The 23024-nt window shown below is 36.0% G+C and carries 19 protein-coding genes; 12 read left to right on the top strand and 7 right to left on the bottom strand.

Translation table 11 applies throughout. The features are described 5' to 3' along the window. Nucleotides 1-72: 72 nt before the first annotated feature. The 6 genes from ACOXY8_RS13300 to ACOXY8_RS13275 form a co-directional block, all read right to left on the bottom strand. A complete protein-coding gene (locus ACOXY8_RS13300; protein WP_458332093.1) occupies nucleotides 73-447 on the bottom strand; it encodes a RidA family protein in 375 nt (124 codons plus the stop codon). A gap of 25 nt (nucleotides 448-472) precedes the next feature. Next, nucleotides 473-2308: an HsdM family class I SAM-dependent methyltransferase gene (locus tag ACOXY8_RS13295; RefSeq protein ID WP_458332092.1), complete on the bottom strand. Its 1836-nt coding sequence runs from the start codon at nucleotides 2306-2308 to the stop codon at nucleotides 473-475. Next, nucleotides 2305-3063 carry a hypothetical protein gene (locus ACOXY8_RS13290; RefSeq protein ID WP_458332091.1) on the bottom strand — a complete coding sequence of 253 codons (759 nt, stop codon included), beginning with the start codon at nucleotides 3061-3063 and terminating at the stop codon, nucleotides 2305-2307. Before ACOXY8_RS13290 ends, ACOXY8_RS13295 begins: the two co-directional genes overlap by 4 nt. Then, entirely contained in the window at nucleotides 3063-4172 is a 1110-nt protein-coding gene (locus ACOXY8_RS13285; RefSeq protein ID WP_458332090.1) for a hypothetical protein, read from the bottom strand. Before ACOXY8_RS13285 ends, ACOXY8_RS13290 begins: the two co-directional genes overlap by 1 nt. After that, a complete protein-coding gene (locus tag ACOXY8_RS13280) occupies nucleotides 4165-6483 on the bottom strand; it encodes a sensor histidine kinase (RefSeq protein WP_458332089.1) in 2319 nt (772 codons plus the stop codon). Before ACOXY8_RS13280 ends, ACOXY8_RS13285 begins: the two co-directional genes overlap by 8 nt. A 109-nt stretch (nucleotides 6484-6592) precedes the next feature. Next, nucleotides 6593-8401 (bottom strand): M61 family metallopeptidase, encoded by a 1809-nt coding sequence (locus ACOXY8_RS13275; RefSeq protein ID WP_458332088.1) that lies wholly within the window; start codon nucleotides 8399-8401, stop codon nucleotides 6593-6595. A gap of 97 nt (nucleotides 8402-8498) precedes the next feature. Between ACOXY8_RS13275 and ACOXY8_RS13270 the strand changes: the two genes are divergently transcribed. From ACOXY8_RS13270 to ACOXY8_RS13245, 6 genes are all read left to right on the top strand, one after another. After that, on the top strand, nucleotides 8499-9095 hold the full coding sequence (locus ACOXY8_RS13270; protein ID WP_458332087.1) for a hypothetical protein: 597 nt from the start codon (nucleotides 8499-8501) through the stop codon (nucleotides 9093-9095). Between the two features lie 116 nt (nucleotides 9096-9211). Beyond that, complete coding sequence (locus ACOXY8_RS13265; RefSeq protein WP_458332086.1) at nucleotides 9212-9781, top strand: hypothetical protein; 570 nt, start codon at nucleotides 9212-9214, stop codon at nucleotides 9779-9781. A gap of 17 nt (nucleotides 9782-9798) precedes the next feature. Then, entirely contained in the window at nucleotides 9799-10092 is a 294-nt protein-coding gene (locus tag ACOXY8_RS13260) for a Bor/Iss family lipoprotein (RefSeq protein WP_458332085.1), read from the top strand. Between the two features lie 61 nt (nucleotides 10093-10153). Continuing rightward, complete coding sequence (locus ACOXY8_RS13255; protein ID WP_458332084.1) at nucleotides 10154-10702, top strand: NUDIX hydrolase; 549 nt, start codon at nucleotides 10154-10156, stop codon at nucleotides 10700-10702. Nucleotides 10703-10773: 71 nt separating this feature from the next. After that, complete coding sequence (locus tag ACOXY8_RS13250; protein ID WP_458332083.1) at nucleotides 10774-11829, top strand: saccharopine dehydrogenase family protein; 1056 nt, start codon at nucleotides 10774-10776, stop codon at nucleotides 11827-11829. A gap of 12 nt (nucleotides 11830-11841) precedes the next feature. Continuing rightward, the gene (locus ACOXY8_RS13245; RefSeq protein WP_458332082.1) at nucleotides 11842-12303 is read left to right on the top strand and encodes an acyl-CoA thioesterase; all 462 of its coding nucleotides are present in this window, start codon (nucleotides 11842-11844) and stop codon (nucleotides 12301-12303) included. An 89-nt stretch (nucleotides 12304-12392) separates the two neighbouring features. Here the strand turns inward: ACOXY8_RS13245 and rnk are convergent, their stop codons facing one another. Then, nucleotides 12393-12803 (bottom strand): nucleoside diphosphate kinase regulator, encoded by a 411-nt coding sequence (gene rnk, locus ACOXY8_RS13240; RefSeq protein WP_458332081.1) that lies wholly within the window; start codon nucleotides 12801-12803, stop codon nucleotides 12393-12395. Between the two features lie 612 nt (nucleotides 12804-13415). On the opposite strand from rnk, the gene ACOXY8_RS13235 reads away from it, so the two are divergent. The 6 genes from ACOXY8_RS13235 (at nucleotide 13416) to ACOXY8_RS13210 (ending at nucleotide 22339) form a co-directional block, all read left to right on the top strand. Then, nucleotides 13416-15266 (top strand): KTSC domain-containing protein, encoded by a 1851-nt coding sequence (locus ACOXY8_RS13235; protein WP_458332080.1) that lies wholly within the window; start codon nucleotides 13416-13418, stop codon nucleotides 15264-15266. Nucleotides 15267-15334: 68 nt separating this feature from the next. After that, the gene (locus ACOXY8_RS13230) at nucleotides 15335-17389 is read left to right on the top strand and encodes an ATP-dependent nuclease (protein WP_458332079.1); all 2055 of its coding nucleotides are present in this window, start codon (nucleotides 15335-15337) and stop codon (nucleotides 17387-17389) included. Next, a complete protein-coding gene (locus tag ACOXY8_RS13225) occupies nucleotides 17371-19302 on the top strand; it encodes a UvrD-helicase domain-containing protein (RefSeq protein WP_458332078.1) in 1932 nt (643 codons plus the stop codon). Before ACOXY8_RS13230 ends, ACOXY8_RS13225 begins: the two co-directional genes overlap by 19 nt. Nucleotides 19303-19481: 179 nt before the next feature. Then, nucleotides 19482-20189 (top strand): tetratricopeptide repeat protein, encoded by a 708-nt coding sequence (locus ACOXY8_RS13220; RefSeq protein ID WP_458332077.1) that lies wholly within the window; start codon nucleotides 19482-19484, stop codon nucleotides 20187-20189. Continuing rightward, nucleotides 20189-21148 (top strand): L-threonylcarbamoyladenylate synthase, encoded by a 960-nt coding sequence (locus tag ACOXY8_RS13215; protein WP_458332076.1) that lies wholly within the window; start codon nucleotides 20189-20191, stop codon nucleotides 21146-21148. The genes ACOXY8_RS13220 and ACOXY8_RS13215 overlap by 1 nt, the downstream gene beginning before the upstream one ends. Nucleotides 21149-21154: 6 nt before the next feature. Further along, nucleotides 21155-22339, top strand: coding sequence for a phosphoglycerate kinase (locus tag ACOXY8_RS13210; RefSeq protein WP_458332075.1), 1185 nt, complete (start codon nucleotides 21155-21157; stop codon nucleotides 22337-22339). Nucleotides 22340-23024 lie beyond the last annotated feature (685 nt).

Genomic DNA, 23024 nt, shown 5'->3' with positions numbered 1-23024 from the left:
TTAAGAAATGGGATTGGGCAAAAGAAAAAAAAGACAGCCCATTAATAAAATGGGCTGTCGGTATAGAGGATCTTAAATTATGGCTACACATTCTATCTCTACCAGCGCATCCATCGGAAGGCGGGATACTTCCACGGTACTTCTTGCCGGTCGATGGCTTCCAAAAACTTCGGCATAAACAGCATTCATTTTTGGAAAATCACGGAAATTTTTGAGAAACACCGTTGTTTTCACCACTTTGTCTAATCCGCTCCCTGCTTGCTCCAAAACTACTTTTAAGTTTTCAAGCGCTTGCTTGGTCTGCGTTTCGATATCATCCGCTATCAATTGCATGGTTTCGGGCAAAAGCGGTGTTTGGCCTGAGCAATACACAAAGCCATTGACAACAATGGCTTGCGCATAAGGTCCTATGGCTTCCGGTGCATTTGGTGAATGGATGGTTTTCATTTGGTATTCTTAAAAATTAGCTTTCTTATAAAATTATTTCGTATTTACTTTCAAAGAATTCATCTAGCTCCTTTTGATTATTCTCACTCAACAAGAACTTCATTTCGCTATCATTCAAGTCACAAATACCGAAATTTCGCATGTAGTTCCCATTTAGCGAATAGTAGTTAGATGAGTAGGGCTTACTAGTAGATTTGATATAATACCAAAAAACTCTTGACTCCAAAACCTTTTTTAGTATTTCCATTTCAGTATCTGAGCTACCAACAACTGCTAAACCATTATAGAATAGCAAGTCATCCTCTGAATTAATCAAGAAATTTGGAGTAATATCTGAGTATTTTGGAAAGAACATTTTGTTCTTAATTCTCTCTAAAGATTGCGTTCGTCCAAAAGCAAACCAGCTTTCATACTTCCCCTTTCCTTTATCTCTTTGATCTAAAACCTTACGTTTATTCTGCAAATACTTGTACGCTTCAGGAAAGGTATCAGCGATGAATTCTTCTGGCAAAAGCTTAGGCTTTTCTTGATTTCCATAAGGAAAAATCACTTTTTCCTTAAGATCAAATAAACTAATCTGACGACTGAGCTTATTTGAATTTACAATATCCTTACAAATACCTTTTTCTATCTTATATAAACTACCATTTTGTAAATAGTAATATTCCTCATCCTCATCAATAGGTCTGAAGATATAAATTTCATTTTTTAGTGTTGCTATTCCATGCCTTGTTTTGTAGAGCTCACCAAATGGAATGCCTGTTGATTCTATTTTTGAAATGGTTTCATTATCTCTCAAATTCCACCCTTTTTTTGAATCCAAAATATTGTAAGGTATTTCATTAAATGAATGTTTATCTCCTAAATTTTCACTTTCATGATACCCATAAGAAATGAAGTTTTGATTTCTATTCTCAATAAAACAAATGCAAGTATATGTGTTTTTAGATTTGAAAATTTGTTCCGAACCAAAGTCAATAATACTAAATGCAAGCTCCCTTCTTCTAAAATATTCGCGTAGTGCCCTTCCATTTAAACTTTTAAAAAAGGAGTTCATTGTTATAAATCCGAGAATCCCATTTAATGCCAGATTCTCAATCGCAATTTGGAAGAATGGAATATACAGGTCTGAATTACCAGAATTACATACTTCCCAATTCTTCAATTTCGTTTTGGTTGCATCATCTAAGTGTCTTGCACAAACATATGGAGGGTTTCCTAATATCATGGAAAACCCATTGAAGTCATCAATTTTTAAAGACCATTCAAAATCTAATGAATCTCCTTGAAACAAGTTAAACTCAAATTCTTTTTTATCTTCTCCTGATTGCAATGCCAATAGAGAAAGAAGTAACTTAGTTCGATTAACACTATATTCTTGTATATCTAAACCGAAAATGTTGCTCCTAAAAATCTCTGAATAGGTTTTACCTGTTCTTTTTTTTAATTCAATGGAAGCGTTGAATAAAAATCCACCGCATCCCATTGCTATATCAGAAATTTTAATCGCATCATCTATGGAGTCAATTTTCTTAAAAGCCTCTGAAACAATAAAAGTCCTAATATTCTGAGGAGTATATATTGCACCATTGATAACTCTATCTGCAGGAGATACTACGAACTCAAAAAGTTCGATAAGTTCTTCAAAGCCAAATTCTTTAACCTCTGCATTAATCACTGATATAAATTCAACCAGCGATAAGTATTCCTCATTGTCTTTTTTATTAATTGAGTAAGACTTTAGAAAATTATTTTTCAGTGGCTTTAATTTATTGGTTTCAAGAAATGCAGAAATAATAAGTCTGTCCACATCTTTTGGAGTTGTAGAATATTGACTTAAATATTTGAATGCGATTTTCATTGTAATATCGGACAAATTAGACTAGTAGGTTTCCACGCAATATTTCCCTCCTCAAAAGGTTTCCAATGATTAGCAAGTGTGTGAAAATATGGTCTCCAAACACTCGTTTGATATTTTTTAGAAAGCTTTATATAGTTGGCTTCTTCAATTAAAATGTTGTATGCTGTAGGGTAAAAATTTGAAGTAAGAAAACCTATTCCTAATATAAAATCTAGAGGTTTATGCATAATTCTTGGTGTATCGATGTAGAATATTTCACCTAGATTAGGTTTTTCAGACTTTCTAGGGTTTAAATTATATTGTAAATGATAAATTGGGTGAGGTTCATCACTTTGTGTAGTAGAAGTATGCTTATCAATATGAAAACCAAAAAAATAAACACTTTTTCCAATTCCTTTTAATGTCACATCAAATGATAACTCAATTAGTGGGTCTTCAAAAGTATTCCACTTTCTTATGTCAGCTCTTAATTTCAGGTTAAGAATAGCTTTAGCATCTTTTATGTCGTCAGGTTTAATGTGTTTAATTGTCTTTACTGGTAGCTCAAAGTCCACAATATCATAGCCCCAAATATTTTCATCTGTACTTCCATCTTTCATAACAGGAATTATTTCGCTGTTTTGAAGTAAAGCAATAGCGTTATGAATACAGTAGGTATTTGCATCACCTATATGTTTGTCTAATAGGTCAGCAATTTGCCGTAACTCAGAAGCCCTATCTCTTCTAAATGCCATATTTTTAGAACTAACCGCCATTACTTCAGTTTTTTCTTTAATTCTTCAATTCTTTCTTTTTCGGAGTAATGTGGTTTCAAGCTTTTATCAACACCTACTTGTTCTAATATAGCATCCAGTGATAAATATTTTGGCTCTTGCCAAGGTTTTAAAGCCATTGATGTTTGAATCCTAAATCCTTCCAGAGGGTCTAAAGGTTTTTTATAAGCTTCACAGATTGTCCAAAATTCAGAACTAACATTATGTCTTATGGGTTTGGCTGCAACTAAACCTTCTATGCCAGTTTTTTTAGTAAGAAGATTAACTCTTTCATCTGCATTTAAAAAAGAAAGCTTTTCGTTTGTTACATCTCTAAATATTCGAATTATTTCATCAGACCACCATCTATCCCAGCCATTATAAAAAATACCCTGATATTTAGCGGCAATAAAAATAGAATCCCTTAGCTCTATCCAAGATTTTTTTGACTCTTGAATATTAATACCAAGTCTTGAAGCTAAAATAGTTTCTTTTATTAGTGGATTTGTGCAATGGAAAAGGGTTTTTATAGTGAAATGAGCAAAATCGTAAGGTACAGTTTCTTGGTCTAAAAATCTTTCAAATATTCTTGAGTCAAGTGATTTTAAATCATTTCTATTAAAAATAGTTTCCAAATTTTCATCTCCAATGTTCAAGTATTCATAGCCTTTTGCAAGTGACAATAGTTTCCTTGAAAATTTAGGGTAGTTAGGGTCTTCGGATTTCTTAAAAGTATAATCAAATAAATCTTGACTAGTCTTGTCTGCATTGTATGTTTCACGAATTTTATCAATTGTAGAACACAACACAATCGGAAAAGAAGGAACCTCCTTTCTGGCCGCAATAGACCGAAGTTCTGAACTTACTGAAATTGCGCTATATTCAAGGTGTTCAGGACCTGTACCATCAAGTCTTAAATCGATTAGTAATCCTTGGAATTCATTACTCTTAATTTTGCTTATAATGGAGTCTTTTAAGTCAGAAAAACTTAATCCTCTTGTTATTGGCATCCTCTCGACATAAATTTCTTTTAAGTCATTAAATCCATTAATTAATGAATTGATTGACTCATCATTTTCATCATCTATATACAAATATCTAACCTCACTCATTTTCATTGCTTTTTCTAGGTATTTCGATACGAATTGTTGTGCTAAATTCTGATGAAGGGCTGGTTACAAAAATCTGTCCTCCGTAAAATTCAACTATATCTTTAACTATTTTCAAGCCTAATCCTGTTCCTACCAAACTATCAACATCATTTCCGCTGTGATTTGCAGCTGACGTTGTAGTATAAAATGCATTGAATATAGTATCTTCATTTTCAGGAGGAATACCATCACCATTATCAGAAAATTCTAAATAAACATTTTGATTTTCAATCCCACATTCTATAAACATTTTTCCTTTAATTCTTTTTCTGTAAATAGCTTTTTTGGAGTTTGTGTATAAGTTGAATAAGATTGACGCCCATTCAGATGGATGCATTGGGATTGTAAATAAATCGTACCCCTTAAATTCAGGTTCAATAAATTCAATTTCAGCCCTTTTTAAGTCATTTTGAATAATACTAATGAAGCGCCTTACCACAATTCTTAATTCTATAGGCTCTAATTCTCTTAATATATTTCTTGATATGGTCTTATCAAAATAAGATGTATAGGATGAAAATGACCTGATATTTGTTTCAAGTAACTCTGTTCGTTCATAAACTTCTTTATAATCCTTAACTGCATTCTTCAAATATTTTATATCAGCATCAAAACCAGGTAAGAATCTTTGAACTTCGTGTATAAATTCACCAATAACTAATCCCAAACCAGCAAGAATTCTTAGCATATTGACTTCATCAATTAATGCTTGTTTCTTCTTCTTTTCTTCTTCACGAGCTTGTTTAAACTCTTCAAAAATCTTCTTTGCTCTTTGCTTTGATTTGCCTGAATCCGATTTCTCAGAAGATTCTTGTTCATTTTCGTCATTCTTAAAGAAATCCTCTAACTCCTCAACTGCTTTGTCCGCTTTTTCTGTCGGGTCATCATCACTTCTGGTAAAGTTCTTTTGAGATGCTGTAGCTTTTCTACCCCTAAGCTCGGAAACTTTCATAACAGCACTTACAATCGACCTATAAACGAAATTTACTAGTTCATTAAGGTTTTCGCTTTCTATTAAACCTTCTCTACTCGATGTTTCTTCAAACTTACCCTCTTTATCTTCTAATTCTACAAAGCCAAAAAAGCTTCTATTCATATGAGGACCAAGTACGATACTCCTATTATTCGACTTATCTAAACCTAGCCAATCATCTCCTTGCGCACCATAAGGCAGAACACGAAAACCATTTCTGTATAATCTAATTCCACCTGTTTCATAACTTAAATCACGAATAAACGTGAATGTTCCGGGTGCAAATAGAGTTGGTTCATAAATGAAATAATGTACTTTGAAATGAAGCCCCTTGATTAAATTAAATTTAACTTCAGGATTTTCTCGGTTCTTTTCATCATTCCCTATAAGAAATACTTCTTGAGGAAAATTGAGTTTATCACTTTTCAACGCCCAACATCCTTGTCCATCATCCATAACATAGCCTTCAATTTCAGCAAGGGCGTGTTTAAAAATCGCTTCTTCTTCGTCAATAATTGGAATTAATTCTTGCCCTTCTTGTCTGAAGTAGTAGCTTTTAAAACCAGGGTCTATTGATGATTCTGCTTCATCTTTATTCTTTTTTGATAAAGGAAAAGGTTGTAAAAGTTCAGATGTATATCTAAAAACTCTTTTAATCATTGCATCTGACCAACCATCTCTGAGGTTTTCAATAATTAAGGTAGTGCCTTCTCGTTTCGTTTTCGGAATTACTTCAATATTATTTGAGACACTTAGTAAATCCCTGTCTGTTTCAAAATCATTCCAATTAATAGATATTTTTATTGAGAAATCACTTTTAGCTGTATGTGTAATAATGGTAAGCTTGCTACCTAATCGTTGAGTAGCAAAACGGCCTATACCTTTTCTTCCTGCTCTTGTTCTTTTATACTTATCAGAAATTGGATTATGAATTTTATCTGAAGAGGATAATCTCATAAAACCATTAATCAATTGGTCTTTTGTCATCCCAGTTCCATTGTCATCAATGGTCAACGTTCCGCCTGCATTCCAAGCGTTTTCAAAAACTAGATTGACTTCTGTAGCATCAGCGTCAAAAGCGTTTTTGACTAATTCAGAAACTGCTGTTTCGTGTTTTCCAACTAGTTCTTTTCCAAGTCTATTTATAATTCCCGCATCAACAGAAAATCTCACTTGACTGTCATCAAGTTTCGCAATCTCACTGGATAGAGCTAAAATCACATTATTATCAGAACTTTCCTTCTGAATTTCTTCGGAAAGCTTTTTCTTTAATTCTAATATTTGTTCTCCTTTTTCCATAACTCAATAAATACTATACAATTGATTTTCAATTATATATAAACCGAAAATTCTGAAAGTATTAGAAGTTAATTTTACCATAGTAAATATTAGAAAAAGTAATTTACGATTAAAATTTCACTTTACTCTTCAGCCAATTTTGAAGAAGCGCATTATTTTCATCTACAATCTGTAGCGACATCGCCGGATCTTCCATTAGGGCTACAGTAGCTTTCTTTTCCATTCCTAATTGATTGTACACAATTTCCACACGGTCGCCCGGTTTCTTTTCTGATAAAATTGTCCCAAGACTATTATTATCCGTTAGTATTTTACCATCTACGGAAATTACTTCATCACCCCGTGAAATCTTAGCGTCGTATAGCGGTGAGCCTATAATCACATCCGAAGCTACAGTAGCTTTTCCATCCTGCACACGGATAAATGTAGGCCCAAGAATCGCTCTGCCTGGATTGGCTTTTTTCATTTCAATGCCAGCTCCTTTGAGCAAAGCAGCAAAATCAGGAATGCTCTTGCCGTGGATATATTGATCGTAGAAATTATCTGCAAATTGTCTATCTCCGGTATAATCGGCCAATACGTCGCGCAATCCTTGCAAAGTGTAAGGAATCTCCGGCTTGCCAAATTGCTGCCACATCGCTGTCATATAGCCATCCAAATCTTTGCCCGCGAATCTCTGGCGAATTTCTAAATCCAATGCCAAACCAAGCACACTTCCATAGGTATAATACGACACAAAAGTATTGGCTCTATTGACAGGATCGATACTCGTAGCGGCATCTACAAAAGGTGCCTGATAGCTCATTTCCACCACAGAATGAATCTTCGGGCCGGGAGAATTTATTACCGCATTGATGCCACCAACTAAGCCATTTACATATTGGGTAGGGTTAATAAGCCCTGCACGGACCATTGCAAGTGGCGTGTAATAACTGGTGAAACCTTCGGCAAACCACAGCTCGCCACTCATATTTGCTTCTTCAAAACTAAAGGGCTCCAATGATTTTGGGCGAATACGCTCTACATTCCATGCATGAAAAAACTCATGACTTACAGTGCCTATATTTCCACCCGCTGCCAATGAACGGCCGCCCGTTAATACGGTGGAATTTCGGTGCTCCATACCATCGCCAGAAACCCAAGGATTGTAAGAAGCTAGGAAGGTGTAAGTGCCAAAATCAAATTGAGGCAATTCACCAAAAATAGCTTCTTGCTCTAGCACAATAGCTTTTACCTGCTCTGCATAAGCATCTACTTCGGCTTCGGTGCCCACATGCAATAGCACAAAACGGATGGTTTGACCATTTACATCCCATTCACGGATCGTCCAATTGCTGACCATCGTAGGTGAGTCCATAAAATACTGCATATTGGGTGCAGCAAATTTATTCCCTCCCAATGGTTGCAATTGTGTAGCGACTTTCCAATCTAAATCCTCCCGCACATCAAAGTTGATTTCAATAGGACGAAACTCCAATCCGCGAGCAAACATAAAGGTAGCCGGCATATTCAAATGCGCTTGGCGAGCATCGATGCCGCTGTAAGTGCCATCAGCTCTATTGGCAAACAGCGTATATTTCACTTTTACCGTACCATTATGACCTGCCACATCCCATTGATAAGGATTCGGTCGGTACACTTCAAGCTGATTTCCGTTTTCGTCCATCGCTTCAAAATTGTACACATTCTTGGCAAATTCGTGGATGGCGTATCTGCCGGGTGAGCTTCGAGGCATTCTTACTTCAAGTACTTTCTCGGGTACTTGGGTAAATGTAATTTCAATTTCGGCTTCATGTAATTCAGCCTTTTCGAAAGATATATTGTATTGGATGGTTTGGGCACTTAGTCCCACATTGAAAATCAGTATGAGTAGTATACTGAAAATCAGTGATTGAAAAGTTTTTGCTTTGCTTTGCATGGTTTATATTGATTCTTTGTGGTTCAATTTATCACAGGCTTTGCCTAAATCAAAAAATACGGATTAACTATTATTTCAAATCTGGGTTAATAAGGGAATGAGTTTTATAGATAATTTGATGAATACGCTTTTTCCGCAGAAAGGAAAAATAAATGAAGTGCTGGTGCATGAAGTCATAAAGCGCTCAGATAAGGAAAAAGCGGATTTCGAAGAATGGAAAGCGGGAGGTGAAGGAAAGCAATGGCTCGAAGAATTTTCGCGTGCTTACAATTTCACCAAACTGGATATACAATCGGAATGGAATATCCTCATCCACCAATCGCCCTATTCCAATGGCTTTGCGTTGGATTTTAAAGCCAGTTTTTCGAAAGCTCATTTTCAGCACTTTTTCGATTTGCTTAAGGAGCGTGTGCTTAGCTTAAATTATCGTCCATCCGGCTCGGATCGGCGAATCATCCAAAAGGAAAATTATATAGAAACACGTGAGATGCATTACCTAAAACCGCATCCCGGACACAGCAGCGAAAAGGCCAATCAGCGATACGGTAATATTATGATTGAGCATGTGAGTTTCAATGAAAAGCCGCAATACATCAAACTGATGGCGAATATTTATCAAGACAGATTATTTACTGAGGCAAAAAATTTCGACGATTTTGTACGAGCCATGCTTGATATTCAAGGGAATACATAAGCTATTTATTTGAAGGATACCCCACCAATTACTCTACGAGTTTTAGAAAAAATATGGTTAATAAAACAATTGACTAATTAAAAGCCTATCTTTGATAATTAGTACTAATTATCATCATGCGCATAATTTATTTAGTAACATTTCTTTTTATAATAGGCTGTAACTCTCAAAATGAGCCACAATATCAGCAATGGGAAGAGCTGGAATTTTTAGTAGACGAAAACTACTTACAACCAGTCATTTCCGATGCTTCATTAGGTATTAATTTCCGCCCCATCAAAGGTTTTAGCAAAATAGAAAGTCCTGTTAGTTCACTTGAAGCTTCGGAGGCAGACTTTGTAGAAGTTCGCCATTTATTCAAAGACGATAGCACACAGAGCATCATGTCGGTAGCCAGCATTGTCAATATGCCCGATTCTTTAATATTCGGTTTGATCGACAATCCCGATAACTACTTCAACCAAGATGGCATCTATAATCAAGCAATGGCAACAAGCTTTTCCTTCGATAACTTCAAAGTGGTACAATTACTCTTGAGCAATGATGCCGTAGTTAATTTTAAACTTTTTTTTGTTGAGGGTGGTAAGGAAAAATTTCAATTAGACTACATTTTCCAAAGACAGGAATATGTAGACTTTCCAAAAGCTTTAGAATCATCTATAGGTAGCACTAAACCAATTTTATAACCCTAATATCAATTAAAATGAAAAAGAAAGCCTCTTTATTCTTCGCTGGAATTCTACTTGCAGCATCATTATCATCATGTATGTCGCTTACACACACCGTAGGCAGCGGCGGTTATGGTGAATCAGAAACAAAAAGACAATGGTATGTACTTTGGGGACTTGTACCCATCAACGAAGTAGATAGTAAGGCAATGGCCTCAGGAGCTGAAAACTACACAGTAAAAAGCTCTATCACGCCATTAGATTTCATCATCAATATTTTCACTGGCGTGATTACCGTTTACTCTCAGACAGTAGAAGTTAAAAAATAATCATACAGTTTCAACAATGATCAGCCCGGTAAATTACCGGGCTTTTTAAATTCTAATTTAGATGTCCAATTTCGATTTACGCTCTTCCCTAAGCCTTTATCAACCCATAAACGACCAAGAAGCCAACTACAAAACGCAAATGCTTGAGTTGTTTTCGGAGGGCAAAATAGCCTTTGAAAGAACGCGCAAAGCAGGACATTTTACTGCCTCAGCTTGGGTGCTTGATCCAAGTAGCCAAAAAGCTCTACTAGTCCTCCACAGCAAAATAGAAAAATGGCTACAACCGGGAGGACATGCCGATGGCAACCAAAACCTCCAAGAGGTAGCCACAAAAGAATTAGCCGAAGAAACAGGCATCACTTCAATTGAAACACTGAAATCGACCATCTTTGACCTTGATGTTCACTCCATTCCTGAACACAAAGGAATTCCGGCCCATTTGCATTATGATATGCGTTTTATATTTCGAGGCAATAGTCAAGCGCGCATGCAAATAAACCATGAATCGAAAGATATTCAATGGGTGCCATTAGATGAAATTCCTGAGCTAGTAAGCAAGGATCCTTCTATTTGCAGAATGGTGGAGAAATCTAAAGAATTGATAAAATAGCCTCCCGCTTTTTCCTCAGGCTTTTGGGATAATTTGGCTTGATTTCCAGAAAATTCTCCTAAATTGTTCACATGCATGCAAGTTCATTTATTATCTATGGAGCCTATGGCTTTACCGGCCAATTAGTTGCCGAGTTGGCAGCTTCCAAAGGACTCCAGCCTATTCTCGCCGGGAGAGATGAGGCCAAAACCAAAGCCCTTGCCGAGAAGCTGAATTTACCTTGGGAAGCCTTTTCGCTCAACGATACCGAAACACTCAACCGCATGGTCAAAAGTGTGGATGTCTTGCTCAATTGTGCAGGCCCTTATTCCGCCACGGCCAAACCGGCAATGATTGCCTGCCTCAAAAACAATTGCCATTATATCGATATCACAGGTGAAATGGAGGTTTTCGAATATGCAGCAAGTTTGAATTCCGCTGCCCAAGAAGCCGGCATTGTGATTATCTCGGGTTGCGGTTTCGATGTGGTGCCAACGGATTGTTTGGCAGCTTTTCTACATGCACACATGCCCGATGCGAGCCATTTGGAATTGGCTTTTAAAGGGGCTGGAAGTTTGAGTCGTGGAACGGCACTCACCGTGGTAGAAAACATCTACAAAGGTGGAATGATCCGGCAAAATGGTGAATTGAAAGCTGTGCCTACGGGCTGGAAAACTCGTCAGATAGACTACGGCAAAGGCCCTCGCATTTCCATGAGTATTCCTTGGGGCGATGTCTCCACAGCTTATTATAGCACGGGTATTCCCAACATTATAGTGTACACAGGTGTGGCTGCCAAGGCTATTCGCTTTGCAAAATTATCACGATACTTTACAGGAATTTTGAAGTCTAATTGGGTACAGAATAAGTTGAAAAATTATGTTCGAAAAAATATAAAAGGCCCAACAGAAGAGCTGAGAAAAAAAACGCAAAGCCACGTATGGGGCGAAGTGAGAAATGCGGGAGGAAAAACGCTTACAGCATCGCTCACCACTCCCGAAGCATACAAACTCACGGCCATCACAGCATTGATGGCAACAGAAAAAATACTCAAAAATGCGCCGGATCCAGGTTTTAAAACACCTTCATTGGCATTTGGGCCAGATTTTATTTTAGAAGTGGAGGGAGTTACCCGCAAGCTTCACTAAAATTCAAAAACAATGAGTAAAACAGCCAATCCAAGAGATTTAGGTTTTGATTATAGCACGCCCATTCAAGTACGCATGACGGATATTGACGGGCAAGCCCATGTAAATAATGGCACCTATTATCAGTATTTCGAACATGCTCGTGCTACGTTTTTATACGAAACCGCCGGCTGGAATTTCTTCCAAGATTTTATCGTGATTCTGAATAGCAATATCGATTACCTTAAGCCTATTCTGATTATGGATAAACCGCAAATCTGGGTTAAATGCACCAAAATAGGTAATTCAAGTTTTCATCTCTCCTACCTAATCACGGGTGCAGAAAATGCTGAGGATACAATTATTTACGCCAAGGCCACATCCATTCAAGTATCGGTGGAACAAAAAACGGGAAAGCCAGTGGCTATTCCGGAAAAATATCGGAGTAAGATATTGGAGGCTTTAGAGCATGAAAAAAAATCTGTTGACTCTTAGAATGCGTCTTATTTCATAAAAGAGGCCGGCTCAAAAGTGAGTCGGCCTCTTTTTTCGTTAGACACTTTAAAGGCTATAATACCTTAAGCTTATAAATTATAATCACCGGCTGCTTCCGGTTGATAAACGATTTCGTCAATTCTTAATTTAGTTAAGCCTGAAGGGACAATCCATTCTATTTCATCTTTATCTCTATAACCAATTAGAGCTGTTGCAATTGGTGAGAAAATAGAGATTTTATTCTCTTTTAGGTTTGCCTGATCAGGATACACTATCTGGAATTGAATCTGCTTATTGTTATTCAGAAAACTCAATTTTACGATTGAATTCATCGTAACTACATTTGAAGGAATATCTTTAGGCTCAACTATTGTAGCCGAATCTAACTCCATCATTAATTTGTCAGCTTCTGCCTTATTTATTGAATTAAAATTTCTGGCATCGCTAATGCACTTCTTAATCCGTGCATAATCAAGTCGATTTAAAATTATTCTATCCATAATCTCATTTGTTTCACATTTGCAAATTTACAACTAAATCTCTGCATTATATCACTTTCTGGTATTTCTTAAAATTATACCAAGACTAAAATAAAATGTTCAAATATTATAAGTCATGAGGCTATGAGCAGACACAATTTGACCCATTCAGTTAATATGTTTTTTTATACTTCACCCCTCAAAGATTTTATTTCTTGATTTTGCGATACTCTTCTATCTATTGAAATTGCTTCAACAGCTTTATCATTTTTAATTTTCAATAGAGAGCTTAAGTGGTATTGTAAAATGGAAATAACCGTAAATCCTTAATGGGTAAATATTTACGATTCGGCTGTATTTTCTAATCCATTTCCTGTGTAGACTAGTTACGATTTTAGTGCCTCTAGCCTATTATTTAAAATAATTCAATAGAATCTCACCAAATTAAAATCATTTCTTATTTTAGACTCAATATCTTACTAGATATTATGTGATAATATATAATATGAGGAGTCGAGATAAATTGTGTAACCAATGGTACTCTATTGGGAAATAGTCGATTTAAAGTGGTTTTGGTTTATCGAAGAATTGCCAAAATGAATAGTGGAAGATTTTAATTTGATACATTAAGCAATGGCGTTACCCATAAACATAGATGAATTATTACATGGTAATACTGTGGAATGGGACCGGATTGAGCTGAAAAAAGGATGGAATCCTGAGGATCTCATTCATACTTTATGTGCTTATGCTAATGATATTAATAATTGGGATGGAGGTTATGTCATTATTGGAGTAGAAGATGAAAATGGGAAAGCTAAATTACCACCCATTGGGTTACAAGTACAAGATTTAGATGCCATCCAGAAGAAATTAATTGAACTGGCACATAGGTTAAGCCCTACTTATATTCCTGTTTTTCAACCTTATGCATTTAACGAAAAGCATATTTTGGTAATTTTTGCTCCAGCTGGAGATAACAGACCCTACAAAGCTCCCATAAGTTTAAGTGAAAAGAGAACTGAAAAAGCCATGTATATCAAACGTGGCTCCAAAACGGTAAAAGTAAAAGAAGGGTCTGAGGATGAAAGAAGACTTATTGAACTTACCGCACGCATTCCATTTGATGACCGAATCAACCAAACTGCTTCCCTAGATGATTTGAATTTGCGCTTGATTCAAAGCTATTTGAAAGAAGTGGGGAGTTCTCTATATGAAGAGAGTACAAAAATCTCATTTGCTGAATTGTGCAGACTTTTAATGATAGCTAAAGGTTCAGAGGAACTATTGCGTCCTACAAATGCTGGATTGCTGTTGTTTAATGAGCATCCTGAAAAATTCTTTTCAGGAGCAAAAATTGATTTGGTTATTCATAAAAATGAAGTTGGAAAAGATTATACCGAAAGAATATATACGGGTTCTATTATTCAGCAGATTAGGGATGTCTTACAATATTTCAAATCAACTATTATAGAAGAATTGGTTGTTAAATCAGCTAGGCAAGCAGAATCTATACGTTTCTTCAACTACCCCTTTCAGGCTATAGAAGAAGCTGTAGTCAATGCAGTTTATCACAAGAGCTATGAGCGAGAAAATCCAGTGGAGATTCAAATACATAAAGATAAAATTGAAATATTGAGTTTCCCTGGACCTATGCCACCAATTACTCAAGCTATGCTAAATAAACAAAGAGTAGTAGCACGAGATTATAGAAACCGCAAAATGGGTGGATTTTTAAAGGAATTGAAACTCACAGAAGGCAGAGGAACTGGATTGCCTATTATTTATAGTAGTATGGAAGAAAACGGTTCACCACCGCCAGTTTTTGAAACGGATGAAAATAATGCGTATTTCTTGTGCATTCTTCCAATTCACACACTTACCTATTCCATCTTAGGTCAGAAAGATGACCTAAGATGGAACATAGATAAATCAATGATATTCAGCTCATTAAATGAAATAGATAAGCATCTTAGGTCGCAAAAAACATTTAAAAGAGCCCAAGTTGAGTCTATGTTGTTGGAACTTTTAGAATCCATTTATCTCAAAGTATTAAGCTATTGCGAACAACCTCAAAATCGTACAGCTATTTTGGAAAATTTAGCATTGTATAATAATAGTCGAAATTTTGATAACTATATAAAACCTCTCATTGAAATGGGCTGGTTAGCCCTAACATTGCCAAATAAGCCTACAAGTAAAAATCAAAAATATTACACTACTGATTTGGGTGAAAAATTACTCGAGGTCATTTCATCAAATAATGATTCTGGAATAAAAAGAATTCCTCTAGCATCCTCAACTATCGCCTCTGTTGGATATGACAAAGCAGCACGCATCTTAGAAATAGAATTTCATCACGGTGCGGTTTATCAGTATATTGATGTGCCAGAAAGTGTGTACAAGGAGTTGATGGGTTCACCTTCTAAAGGATCATATTTTATAAATGAGATTAAAACAAAGTTTGAATCTCAACAGACATAAAATTGGCAGATAGTAATTGGGAAAAAATTTTGGCAAGGAGATTAAAAAGAAAAAACCACTAACAAATCATGAAAATAACTAAAATCCAAATAGAGAATTTTCGCTTATTGAAGAATTTTTCGATGGACTTAGAAAAAGACCTTTCATTAGTTATTGGAAAAAATAACACTGGAAAAACCTCTATTCTTTCCATTCTTGATAAATTCTTGAATGAGAAAAGCAAATTTTCATATGATGATTTGAATATTGATTTTAGAAATGAGATAGAAGATCAGATTAAGTCAATAAATTTTCCAGAAGAATTTACTCCTAAAGGTATTAAGCTAAAAATATTTATTGAATATGATGAACAAGATGATTTGTCAAATGTCAGTCGAGTGTTGATGGACTTAGACCCCGAAAACAACATAATTGTATTGGGGTTTGAATATACATTAAGCTTTACTGATTTTCTAGAATTAAGGTCTGATTACATAGCGTTTGACATAAATGAAAAAGCAAAAGTTGACGGAGGAAAGAAAAATAGGCCAAGAGAACTAAAAGAGTTTTTAAAGCAGGAGTTTGGCAATTATTTCAACACCCATAAAATGTCTTTTGATTATGATAGAGTGGCTCAAAAGGTTAATGAATCGAACTTTATCGACTTAAAAGATGAAACTATTGGTATTAAAAATATTATCAGTTTCAAATACATTAGTGCAAGACGAGATGTAACTAATAAAGAAAAGGAAAACACACTCTCCAAACAAACATCCAGCCTTTATAAAAAGACAGAAGATAATAGCGATAAAAATCAAGCTACTGAAAACTTTAAAGACCAACTTTCAGAAACCGATAATACATTAAGCGATATCTATAAAGACCTTTTCAGCGATGTAATTAAGAAAGTACAAGATTTTGGGGGAATAAAACTGAATGATACCGACATTGCAATAATTTCAACATTGCAACATAGAGAATTACTTGAAGGAAATACAACTGTAGTATATACCCACGATGATCATAAGCTACCAGAACATTATAATGGATTAGGCTATATGAACCTTATAAGTATGATTTTTGAAATTGAAATTCTTGTACAGGATTTCAAAAGAGATAAAGACAAAAGGCCCGCAGATATTAATTTATTAGTCATTGAAGAACCTGAGGCACATACCCACCCACAAATGCAGTATATCTTTATTAAAAACATAAAGAAATTACTTGCTGAAGGTATCAAAAGAGATGACGGAATAAATAGACCACTACAATACATAATTACAACACATTCATCTCACATTGTTGCTGATAGTAATTTTGATGATATTAAATATTTAAAAACGGAGGCAAAGAATAATGTAACGGCAAAAAATCTTTCAGATTTAAGGAAGCAATATGAAACCAACCCAAGCCAATATCAATTTCTAAAGCAGTATCTAACTATCAGCAGAGCTGAAATTTTCTTTGCTGATAAAGCGGTCCTAATCGAGGGGGACACAGAAAGAATATTGATACCAACCTTTATGCGAAAAGTAGATTTAGAAGAAGCGGCTCGTCTAAAAGCAGAAGATACAGAAGAGATTTTTCTACCACTATTATCTCAAAATATATCTATCATTGAAGTTGGAGCTTATTCGCAAATCTTTGAGAAGTTCATTGAGTTTTTGGGTATTAAGTCTTTGATTTTAACAGATATTGATGCTATAAATGATGATGAAACAGCTTGTCCTGTGAATGAAGGAACAAAAACGAGTAATTCCGCAATCAAACATTTCTTAAAGGAGATTACTTGGGATGATTTGAAAGCATTGCCTATAGGAGATAGAACAATTCCTTTAGGAAGTTCTATAGTTTGTTTATGCTATCAGCAAGAAGAAGATGCCTATCACGCAAGAAGTTTTGAAGATGCTTTTATTCACTCAAATAGAGAATTTGTAAAAGGAAGTAAAGCCACTTTTCAGGGATTGAAAAATGCTTCTTATTTTGATGATGATGCAAAAGGCCCTTACGAATTAGCGGGTTCATGTATCAAAAAGAAGACTCATTTTGCTTTGGATATTTTATATCACAGTAATAAGGATTTTAGTAATTGGAATATTCCTGCGTATATCAAAAATGGTTTATTATGGTTGAAGGAAGATTAAGTTTAGAGCCCGAAGTACAGCAAATTTTCCAATCGATTGACCAAGGAAGAAACTTTCTTTTGAGTGGTGGTGCAGGAAGTGGTAAAACCTATTCATTAGTAAGTGTAATTCGTCAGATAATAGCTGAAAACCCCACAGCCAAAGTAGCCTGTATGACATATACTAATGCGGCAGTAAAGGAAATCGAAGAAAGAGTAAATCACCAAAATCTTAATGTATCTACAATCCACGACTTTTTATGGGATAATATAAAACACTTTCAAAAGGAGCTTAAGGAAGCAATTATATCATTAGCAAATAATGAAGAAGTTAGTAGGATTTCAATTGATGATATCAACCCTATTCCTGTTCATTTTTATGATAATTTGTCTGATGGCATACAGTACAAAGAGTTTGTGAGACTGCGAGATGGTATTATATCTCATGATGAAATACTTTTAGTTGCAAGTTATCTTTTTGAAAAATATCCAAAACTTAGCAGTATAGTAAAAGATAAATACAGGTACATCTTTATTGACGAATATCAAGACACAAACAAAGTTGTTGTTGAAATCTTCCTCACTCATTTCAAGAAAAGCGCAAGAAATAATATTATTGGTTTTTTTGGTGATGCAATGCAATCTATTTACGATGATGGAATTGGAAATCTAGATGAATACAAAGGAGAAGATCAAAATACTGTAAATGAAGTAACCAAAAAACAGAATAGAAGAAATCCCCAGCTTGTTATTGATTTAGCAAATAAACTTCGGACTGATGGTATTACACAAGAACCTCCTACTGATCCCAATGCCCCCAATATGGTTGAAGGTGCTGTTAAGCAAGGTACTGTACTTTTCTTACACTCTACTGATGGTGATATTAAGAAGGTTGAAAAGTACTTGGAAGAAAATTATAATTGGAATTTCAGTAATTCAAAAGAAACAAAGGAATTGAACCTAACTCATAATTTAATAGCGGATAAAGCAGGATTTAGAACATTAATGGATATTTATGATAAAGACCCTGTTATTGGTTTAAAATCTGAAATACTTGAGAAGATAAAATACAATAAGAAAAATGATAAACCTGAAATTGAAATTAAGGATGATGACACTTTTGATAGTGTTGTAGATAAATTTCAATTAAAGAATAGAGAGAGAAAGTTAAAGAAAGATATTCTATTAGCCGACCCAATTAAAGCAGGATTATATAATCAGCTAAAGGATAAACCATTCTCTGAAGTGAGAAAAATCTATTTGAATAAAGATGCCTTAATTGATGATAAGAAACAAGATGAGGGTGATGAAAATAAGAAAGGCTCAAAAAGAGATAATCTGATTAAGCATTTATTCAAAATTCAAACTAATATTTCCCTTTATCAAAGTAAAAAATACAATGAGTTTTTGAGAGCCACAGATTTTCGTTTTAAAATTACAAGCATAGCAAACAAAAGAACTTTAAAGGAAAATATTGAAAGCCTTATTAATGTTGAAGATAAAACAATTGAAGAAGTGATTACTGATGCTAACGAAAAGGGCATTTGTTTGATTGATGATAAGCTAATCGATTTTATAGAGAAAAAAGAGTATTTGTATAATCGTGTGAAAGATGTCAAGTTTAGTGAATTTCAAAAGCTACATGAATATTTGGAAGGTCAAACTCCATTTTCAACACAACATAAAGTTAAAGGAGCTGAGTTTAATAATGTTTTAGTTATTCTTGACAATGGTGGCTGGCACAATTACAACTTCGGTAATCTCTTCTTAGGAACAGGTTCAGCCAGTGTATTGGTTAGAACTCAAAAAATATTTTACGTTTGTTGTACAAGGGCTAAAGAGAATTTGGCAGTTTTCTTTCACAATCCTGATTCACAAGTAATAATAAAGGCTAAAGTGTGGTTTGGAGATAAAAATGTAATTGACATTGGTTAAATACTTTCACAGAGTACAATGCTAATGAATGTTTCAGATTCACTATAAACTTAAATCTTCTACTTACTTTTCAATTCAAATTAAAGACTGAACCATTTCCACCTTCCCCTTCAAAAACCCATACAAAGAATTAAATCCCCTCCTTTCAACCTTTATCCCTATTTTTGCAAAAAAAAACCGTGAGAATTTTAATTGTAATTATTGCCACATTTAGCCTTTTAGCTTGTAATCCTTCAGCAGAAGAATTTATCCAAAAAGGCATTGAAAATATTGACGCTGAGCAACCTGTAGAAGCGCTAAATTATCTTAACAGAGGTGTAGAAGCCTATCCGGACAATGCACAAATGCACAACTTACGTGGTATTGCGCATTTCGAAAATATGGAATACGAGGCGGCTGTAGAGGATTTTACCAATTCTATAAAGCTGGACAGCACGGGATATAAGCCATTCTTCAATCGTGCCAATGCATTGCGCGAGTTGGATAGAAATTTCGATGCCATCCAAGATTATAATATTGCCATCCGTTTCGAACCTACGCTGAAAGACGCCTATATCAATCGCGGATTTATGTATTTCAAAACCGAGGTATTTGGACAGGCTTATGAAGATTTTCAGCAGGCTGTAGTTTTGGATCCCAATGATGTAATGGCGGTTTATAATAAAGGCCGTGCTGCCTTGGCTATTGGCAATATCGACCAAGCTAAAGTAGATTTTGGCGTGGCGATCAATCTTGATCAAAACTATGCTGCTGCCTATTATTGGTTGGGCTTGGTGCATGTAGGATTGGAAGAAATGGATATGGCCTGTAGCAATTTCATCCGTGCGAAAAATCTCGGTCATGAGGAAGCAGATCAAGCAATAGCAGATTTCTGTTCAGAGGAATAATGGCACAAATAGGCACTGATATTGAGCTAGCTGCCCGGCTCCTTTCCCAAGGTGAATTGGTGGGAATTCCTACCGAAACTGTATATGGACTGGCTGGAAATGCGCTTGATATCAATGCTGTAAGTAAAATATTTGAAGTAAAAGCTCGTCCGAGTTTCGATCCATTGATTGTGCATGTAGCTAGTTTACAAGCTGCTGAGCCTTATTTAGCCGAAATTCCTGAGGCTGCTTATGATTTAGCCAATCGCTATTGGCCGGGTCCATTAACCATTTTACTTCCACGAAAATCCACTATTCCCGATTTGGTCACTTCCGGCTTAGATAGAGTGGCTATTCGTGTCCCCAACCACCCGCTTACTTTGGCCTTGCTTCAAGCATTGCCATTCCCTTTGGCGGCACCAAGTGCCAATCCTTTTGGCTATATTAGTCCAACTACAGCGGCGCATGTGAATGATCAGTTGGGAGAAAAAATCGCTTATATTTTGGATGGAGGCCCTTGCACTGTTGGAATAGAATCTACCATAATCGGATTCGAAAATGAGGAAATGATCGTGTACCGTTTGGGCGGCATGTCGCTGGAAGAATTGCGGGAGGAATATCCATCGCTTAAGGTGATGAAACATTCAACTTCCAATCCGCATGCACCTGGAATGCTTAAGTCGCATTATGCGCCTCGCAAAAAAGTGCATTTTGGTGATTTAGATGAATTGCTCAATGAGCTAGGAAAAGAAGATGCAGCGGTAATCACGCTTTCCACAAAAGTGGCGGGCATTGATGATAAACTGCAAGTGCAACTTAGTCCAAGCGGAAACTTAACCGAAGCGGCAAGTCAATTATTTGCCGCATTGCGGTATTTAGATAATTCATCGGCGCATTTTATAATCGCCGAAACCATGCCCGATATAGGATTGGGTAGGGCCATAAATGATAGATTAAACCGAGCTTCAGCTCAAGAATAATTAGCCATGCTTACACTAGATAAATTTAATTTCGCTGGAAAAAAAGCCCTTATGAGGGTGGATTTCAATGTACCGCTTGATAAGCAATTTGAAGTTACAGATGATAGCCGAATTCAAGCTGCAGTAAAAAGTATAAATAAGATTTTGAAAGATGGCGGTTCAGTTATTCTAATGTCCCATTTGGGCAGACCAAAAGATGGCCCTGAAAATAAATATTCACTCAAACATATCTTAAATCTCCTCTCTAATACCCTTGGCCGCGATGTGCAATTTGCGGATGATTGTATAGGCGAGGATGCTGTGGAAAAGGCGAATAGACTTGAAGCCGGACAGGTGTTGTTGCTGGAAAACCTTCGCTTCTACAAGGAAGAAGAGAAAGGCGATATCGATTTCGCAAAGAAATTAGCTCGATTGGGCGATGTTTATGTAAATGATGCATTTGGAACAGCGCATAGAGCGCATGCTTCCACCTCAATTGTGGCGCAGTTTTTCGAAACTCGCATTGGTGGCTACTTAATGCAAGCTGAGCTGGACAATGCTCAAAAAGTATTGGATAATGCCGTAAAACCTTACACAGCAATAATGGGAGGTGCTAAGATTTCAGACAAGATATTGATCATTGAAAAGATGCTCGATCGAGTAGATAATCTGATCATTGGTGGCGGCATGTCATACACATTCACCAAAGCAATGGGAGGCAATATTGGCAACTCATTGGTGGAGTTAGATAAGCTCGATTTGGCGCTAGAGCTATTGGAAAAAGCCAAAGCTAAGGGAGTGAAATTACTATTGCCTAGCGACTCAATTATTGCAGAAGGATTTAGCAATGACACCAAAACAGATGTTGTCAAAAATCAACATATTCCTGATGGCTGGATGGGTCTTGATATCGGGCCAGAAAGTCAAAAGACCTTTGCCGAAGTAATCAAAACTAGCAAAACCATCCTTTGGAATGGCCCAATGGGTGTATTCGAGATGAGCAATTTTGCGGGAGGAACAAAGGCCGTTGCCGAAGCGATTGTAGAAGCGACCAAAAATGGCGCATTCTCCCTTATCGGAGGTGGAGATTCCGCCGCAGCAGTCAACAAATTTGGCTATGGCGACGATGTGTCTTACGTAAGTACAGGAGGCGGTGCTTTGCTAGAGTTTATGGAAGGTAAGGAGTTGCCAGGGGTGAAAGCGTTGGATTAGAAGTAGAAGCCTAATATTGGCCATCAGTAGTAATTGTTCAGTTTGAGTGATTCTGAAAGAAGAAACCTCAATTTTTATGCTTTGGCTGTTTGCGGGTGGGAGGACAAAAAGGCGGGCCAGCGTAGGCCTTGCGCATGGAAGCTTCTTTTTGTCTAGACTTTTTTGGTTACTTTTTGTGGCAATGACAAAAAGTAACAAGGAAAATTCCAAACATCTTTGAAATTCAATGGCTTATAGAAATTCATAAGATGCTCTTTGTATTGAAAAACAATGCGATACGTAATAGCAAACTTGATAGCTAAACTCATCTTTTACGCTCTTTTGCCTTGATGCCAAAAAATCAAGCCTGCCTGACGGCAGTCAGGGCTGAGGATCTTTTCCCTAAAATATGCTCCATAAATAGGCGACCCAAAGAAAACGCTGCGCTCAAATAGTCTTTGAATCAAGAAAGCCTATTTACTCTACATATTTCTTAACGGGAAAATCTCCTAGGCCGATTAGGAAGAAAAAATAGCAAGAAAATGGCTCTTGATTTGTCCTCTTCTGAGTCTTTGAAAAAAATAGGGATTGATTTACAGCAAGACATTTCATTTTATAGTTAGTTTGACCGCACTAATAGGGTCAAATGCTGCGCATAAGCGTTGTAAAAACAAATGGGACCTCTTAGGCTTGAAAAAAATGCGTG

The sequence above is a fragment of the Peijinzhouia sedimentorum genome (assembly GCF_049340005.1).
In the GTDB taxonomy this organism is placed as follows: domain Bacteria; phylum Bacteroidota; class Bacteroidia; order Cytophagales; family Cyclobacteriaceae; genus CAXBDP01.
This window is presented reverse-complemented; position numbering and strand designations above follow the sequence as displayed.

Excerpts from the sequence above, each read along its gene's own strand:
- ACOXY8_RS13300 (WP_458332093.1), bottom strand. The coding sequence starts at position 447 with ATGAAAACCATCCATTCACCAAATGCACCGGAAGCCATAGGACCTTAT.
- ACOXY8_RS13295 (WP_458332092.1), bottom strand. The coding sequence starts at position 2,308 with ATGAAAATCGCATTCAAATATTTAAGTCAATATTCTACAACTCCAAAA.
- ACOXY8_RS13290 (WP_458332091.1), bottom strand. The coding sequence starts at position 3,063 with ATGGCGGTTAGTTCTAAAAATATGGCATTTAGAAGAGATAGGGCTTCT.
- ACOXY8_RS13285 (WP_458332090.1), bottom strand. The coding sequence starts at position 4,172 with ATGAGTGAGGTTAGATATTTGTATATAGATGATGAAAATGATGAGTCA.
- ACOXY8_RS13280 (WP_458332089.1), bottom strand. The coding sequence starts at position 6,483 with ATGGAAAAAGGAGAACAAATATTAGAATTAAAGAAAAAGCTTTCCGAA.
- ACOXY8_RS13275 (WP_458332088.1), bottom strand. The coding sequence starts at position 8,401 with ATGCAAAGCAAAGCAAAAACTTTTCAATCACTGATTTTCAGTATACTA.
- ACOXY8_RS13270 (WP_458332087.1), top strand. The coding sequence starts at position 8,499 with ATGAGTTTTATAGATAATTTGATGAATACGCTTTTTCCGCAGAAAGGA.
- ACOXY8_RS13265 (WP_458332086.1), top strand. The coding sequence starts at position 9,212 with ATGCGCATAATTTATTTAGTAACATTTCTTTTTATAATAGGCTGTAAC.
- ACOXY8_RS13260 (WP_458332085.1), top strand. The coding sequence starts at position 9,799 with ATGAAAAAGAAAGCCTCTTTATTCTTCGCTGGAATTCTACTTGCAGCA.
- ACOXY8_RS13255 (WP_458332084.1), top strand. The coding sequence starts at position 10,154 with ATGTCCAATTTCGATTTACGCTCTTCCCTAAGCCTTTATCAACCCATA.
- ACOXY8_RS13250 (WP_458332083.1), top strand. The coding sequence starts at position 10,774 with ATGCATGCAAGTTCATTTATTATCTATGGAGCCTATGGCTTTACCGGC.
- ACOXY8_RS13245 (WP_458332082.1), top strand. The coding sequence starts at position 11,842 with ATGAGTAAAACAGCCAATCCAAGAGATTTAGGTTTTGATTATAGCACG.
- rnk (WP_458332081.1), bottom strand. The coding sequence starts at position 12,803 with ATGGATAGAATAATTTTAAATCGACTTGATTATGCACGGATTAAGAAG.
- ACOXY8_RS13235 (WP_458332080.1), top strand. The coding sequence starts at position 13,416 with ATGGCGTTACCCATAAACATAGATGAATTATTACATGGTAATACTGTG.
- ACOXY8_RS13230 (WP_458332079.1), top strand. The coding sequence starts at position 15,335 with ATGAAAATAACTAAAATCCAAATAGAGAATTTTCGCTTATTGAAGAAT.
- ACOXY8_RS13225 (WP_458332078.1), top strand. The coding sequence starts at position 17,371 with ATGGTTGAAGGAAGATTAAGTTTAGAGCCCGAAGTACAGCAAATTTTC.
- ACOXY8_RS13215 (WP_458332076.1), top strand. The coding sequence starts at position 20,189 with ATGGCACAAATAGGCACTGATATTGAGCTAGCTGCCCGGCTCCTTTCC.
- ACOXY8_RS13210 (WP_458332075.1), top strand. The coding sequence starts at position 21,155 with ATGCTTACACTAGATAAATTTAATTTCGCTGGAAAAAAAGCCCTTATG.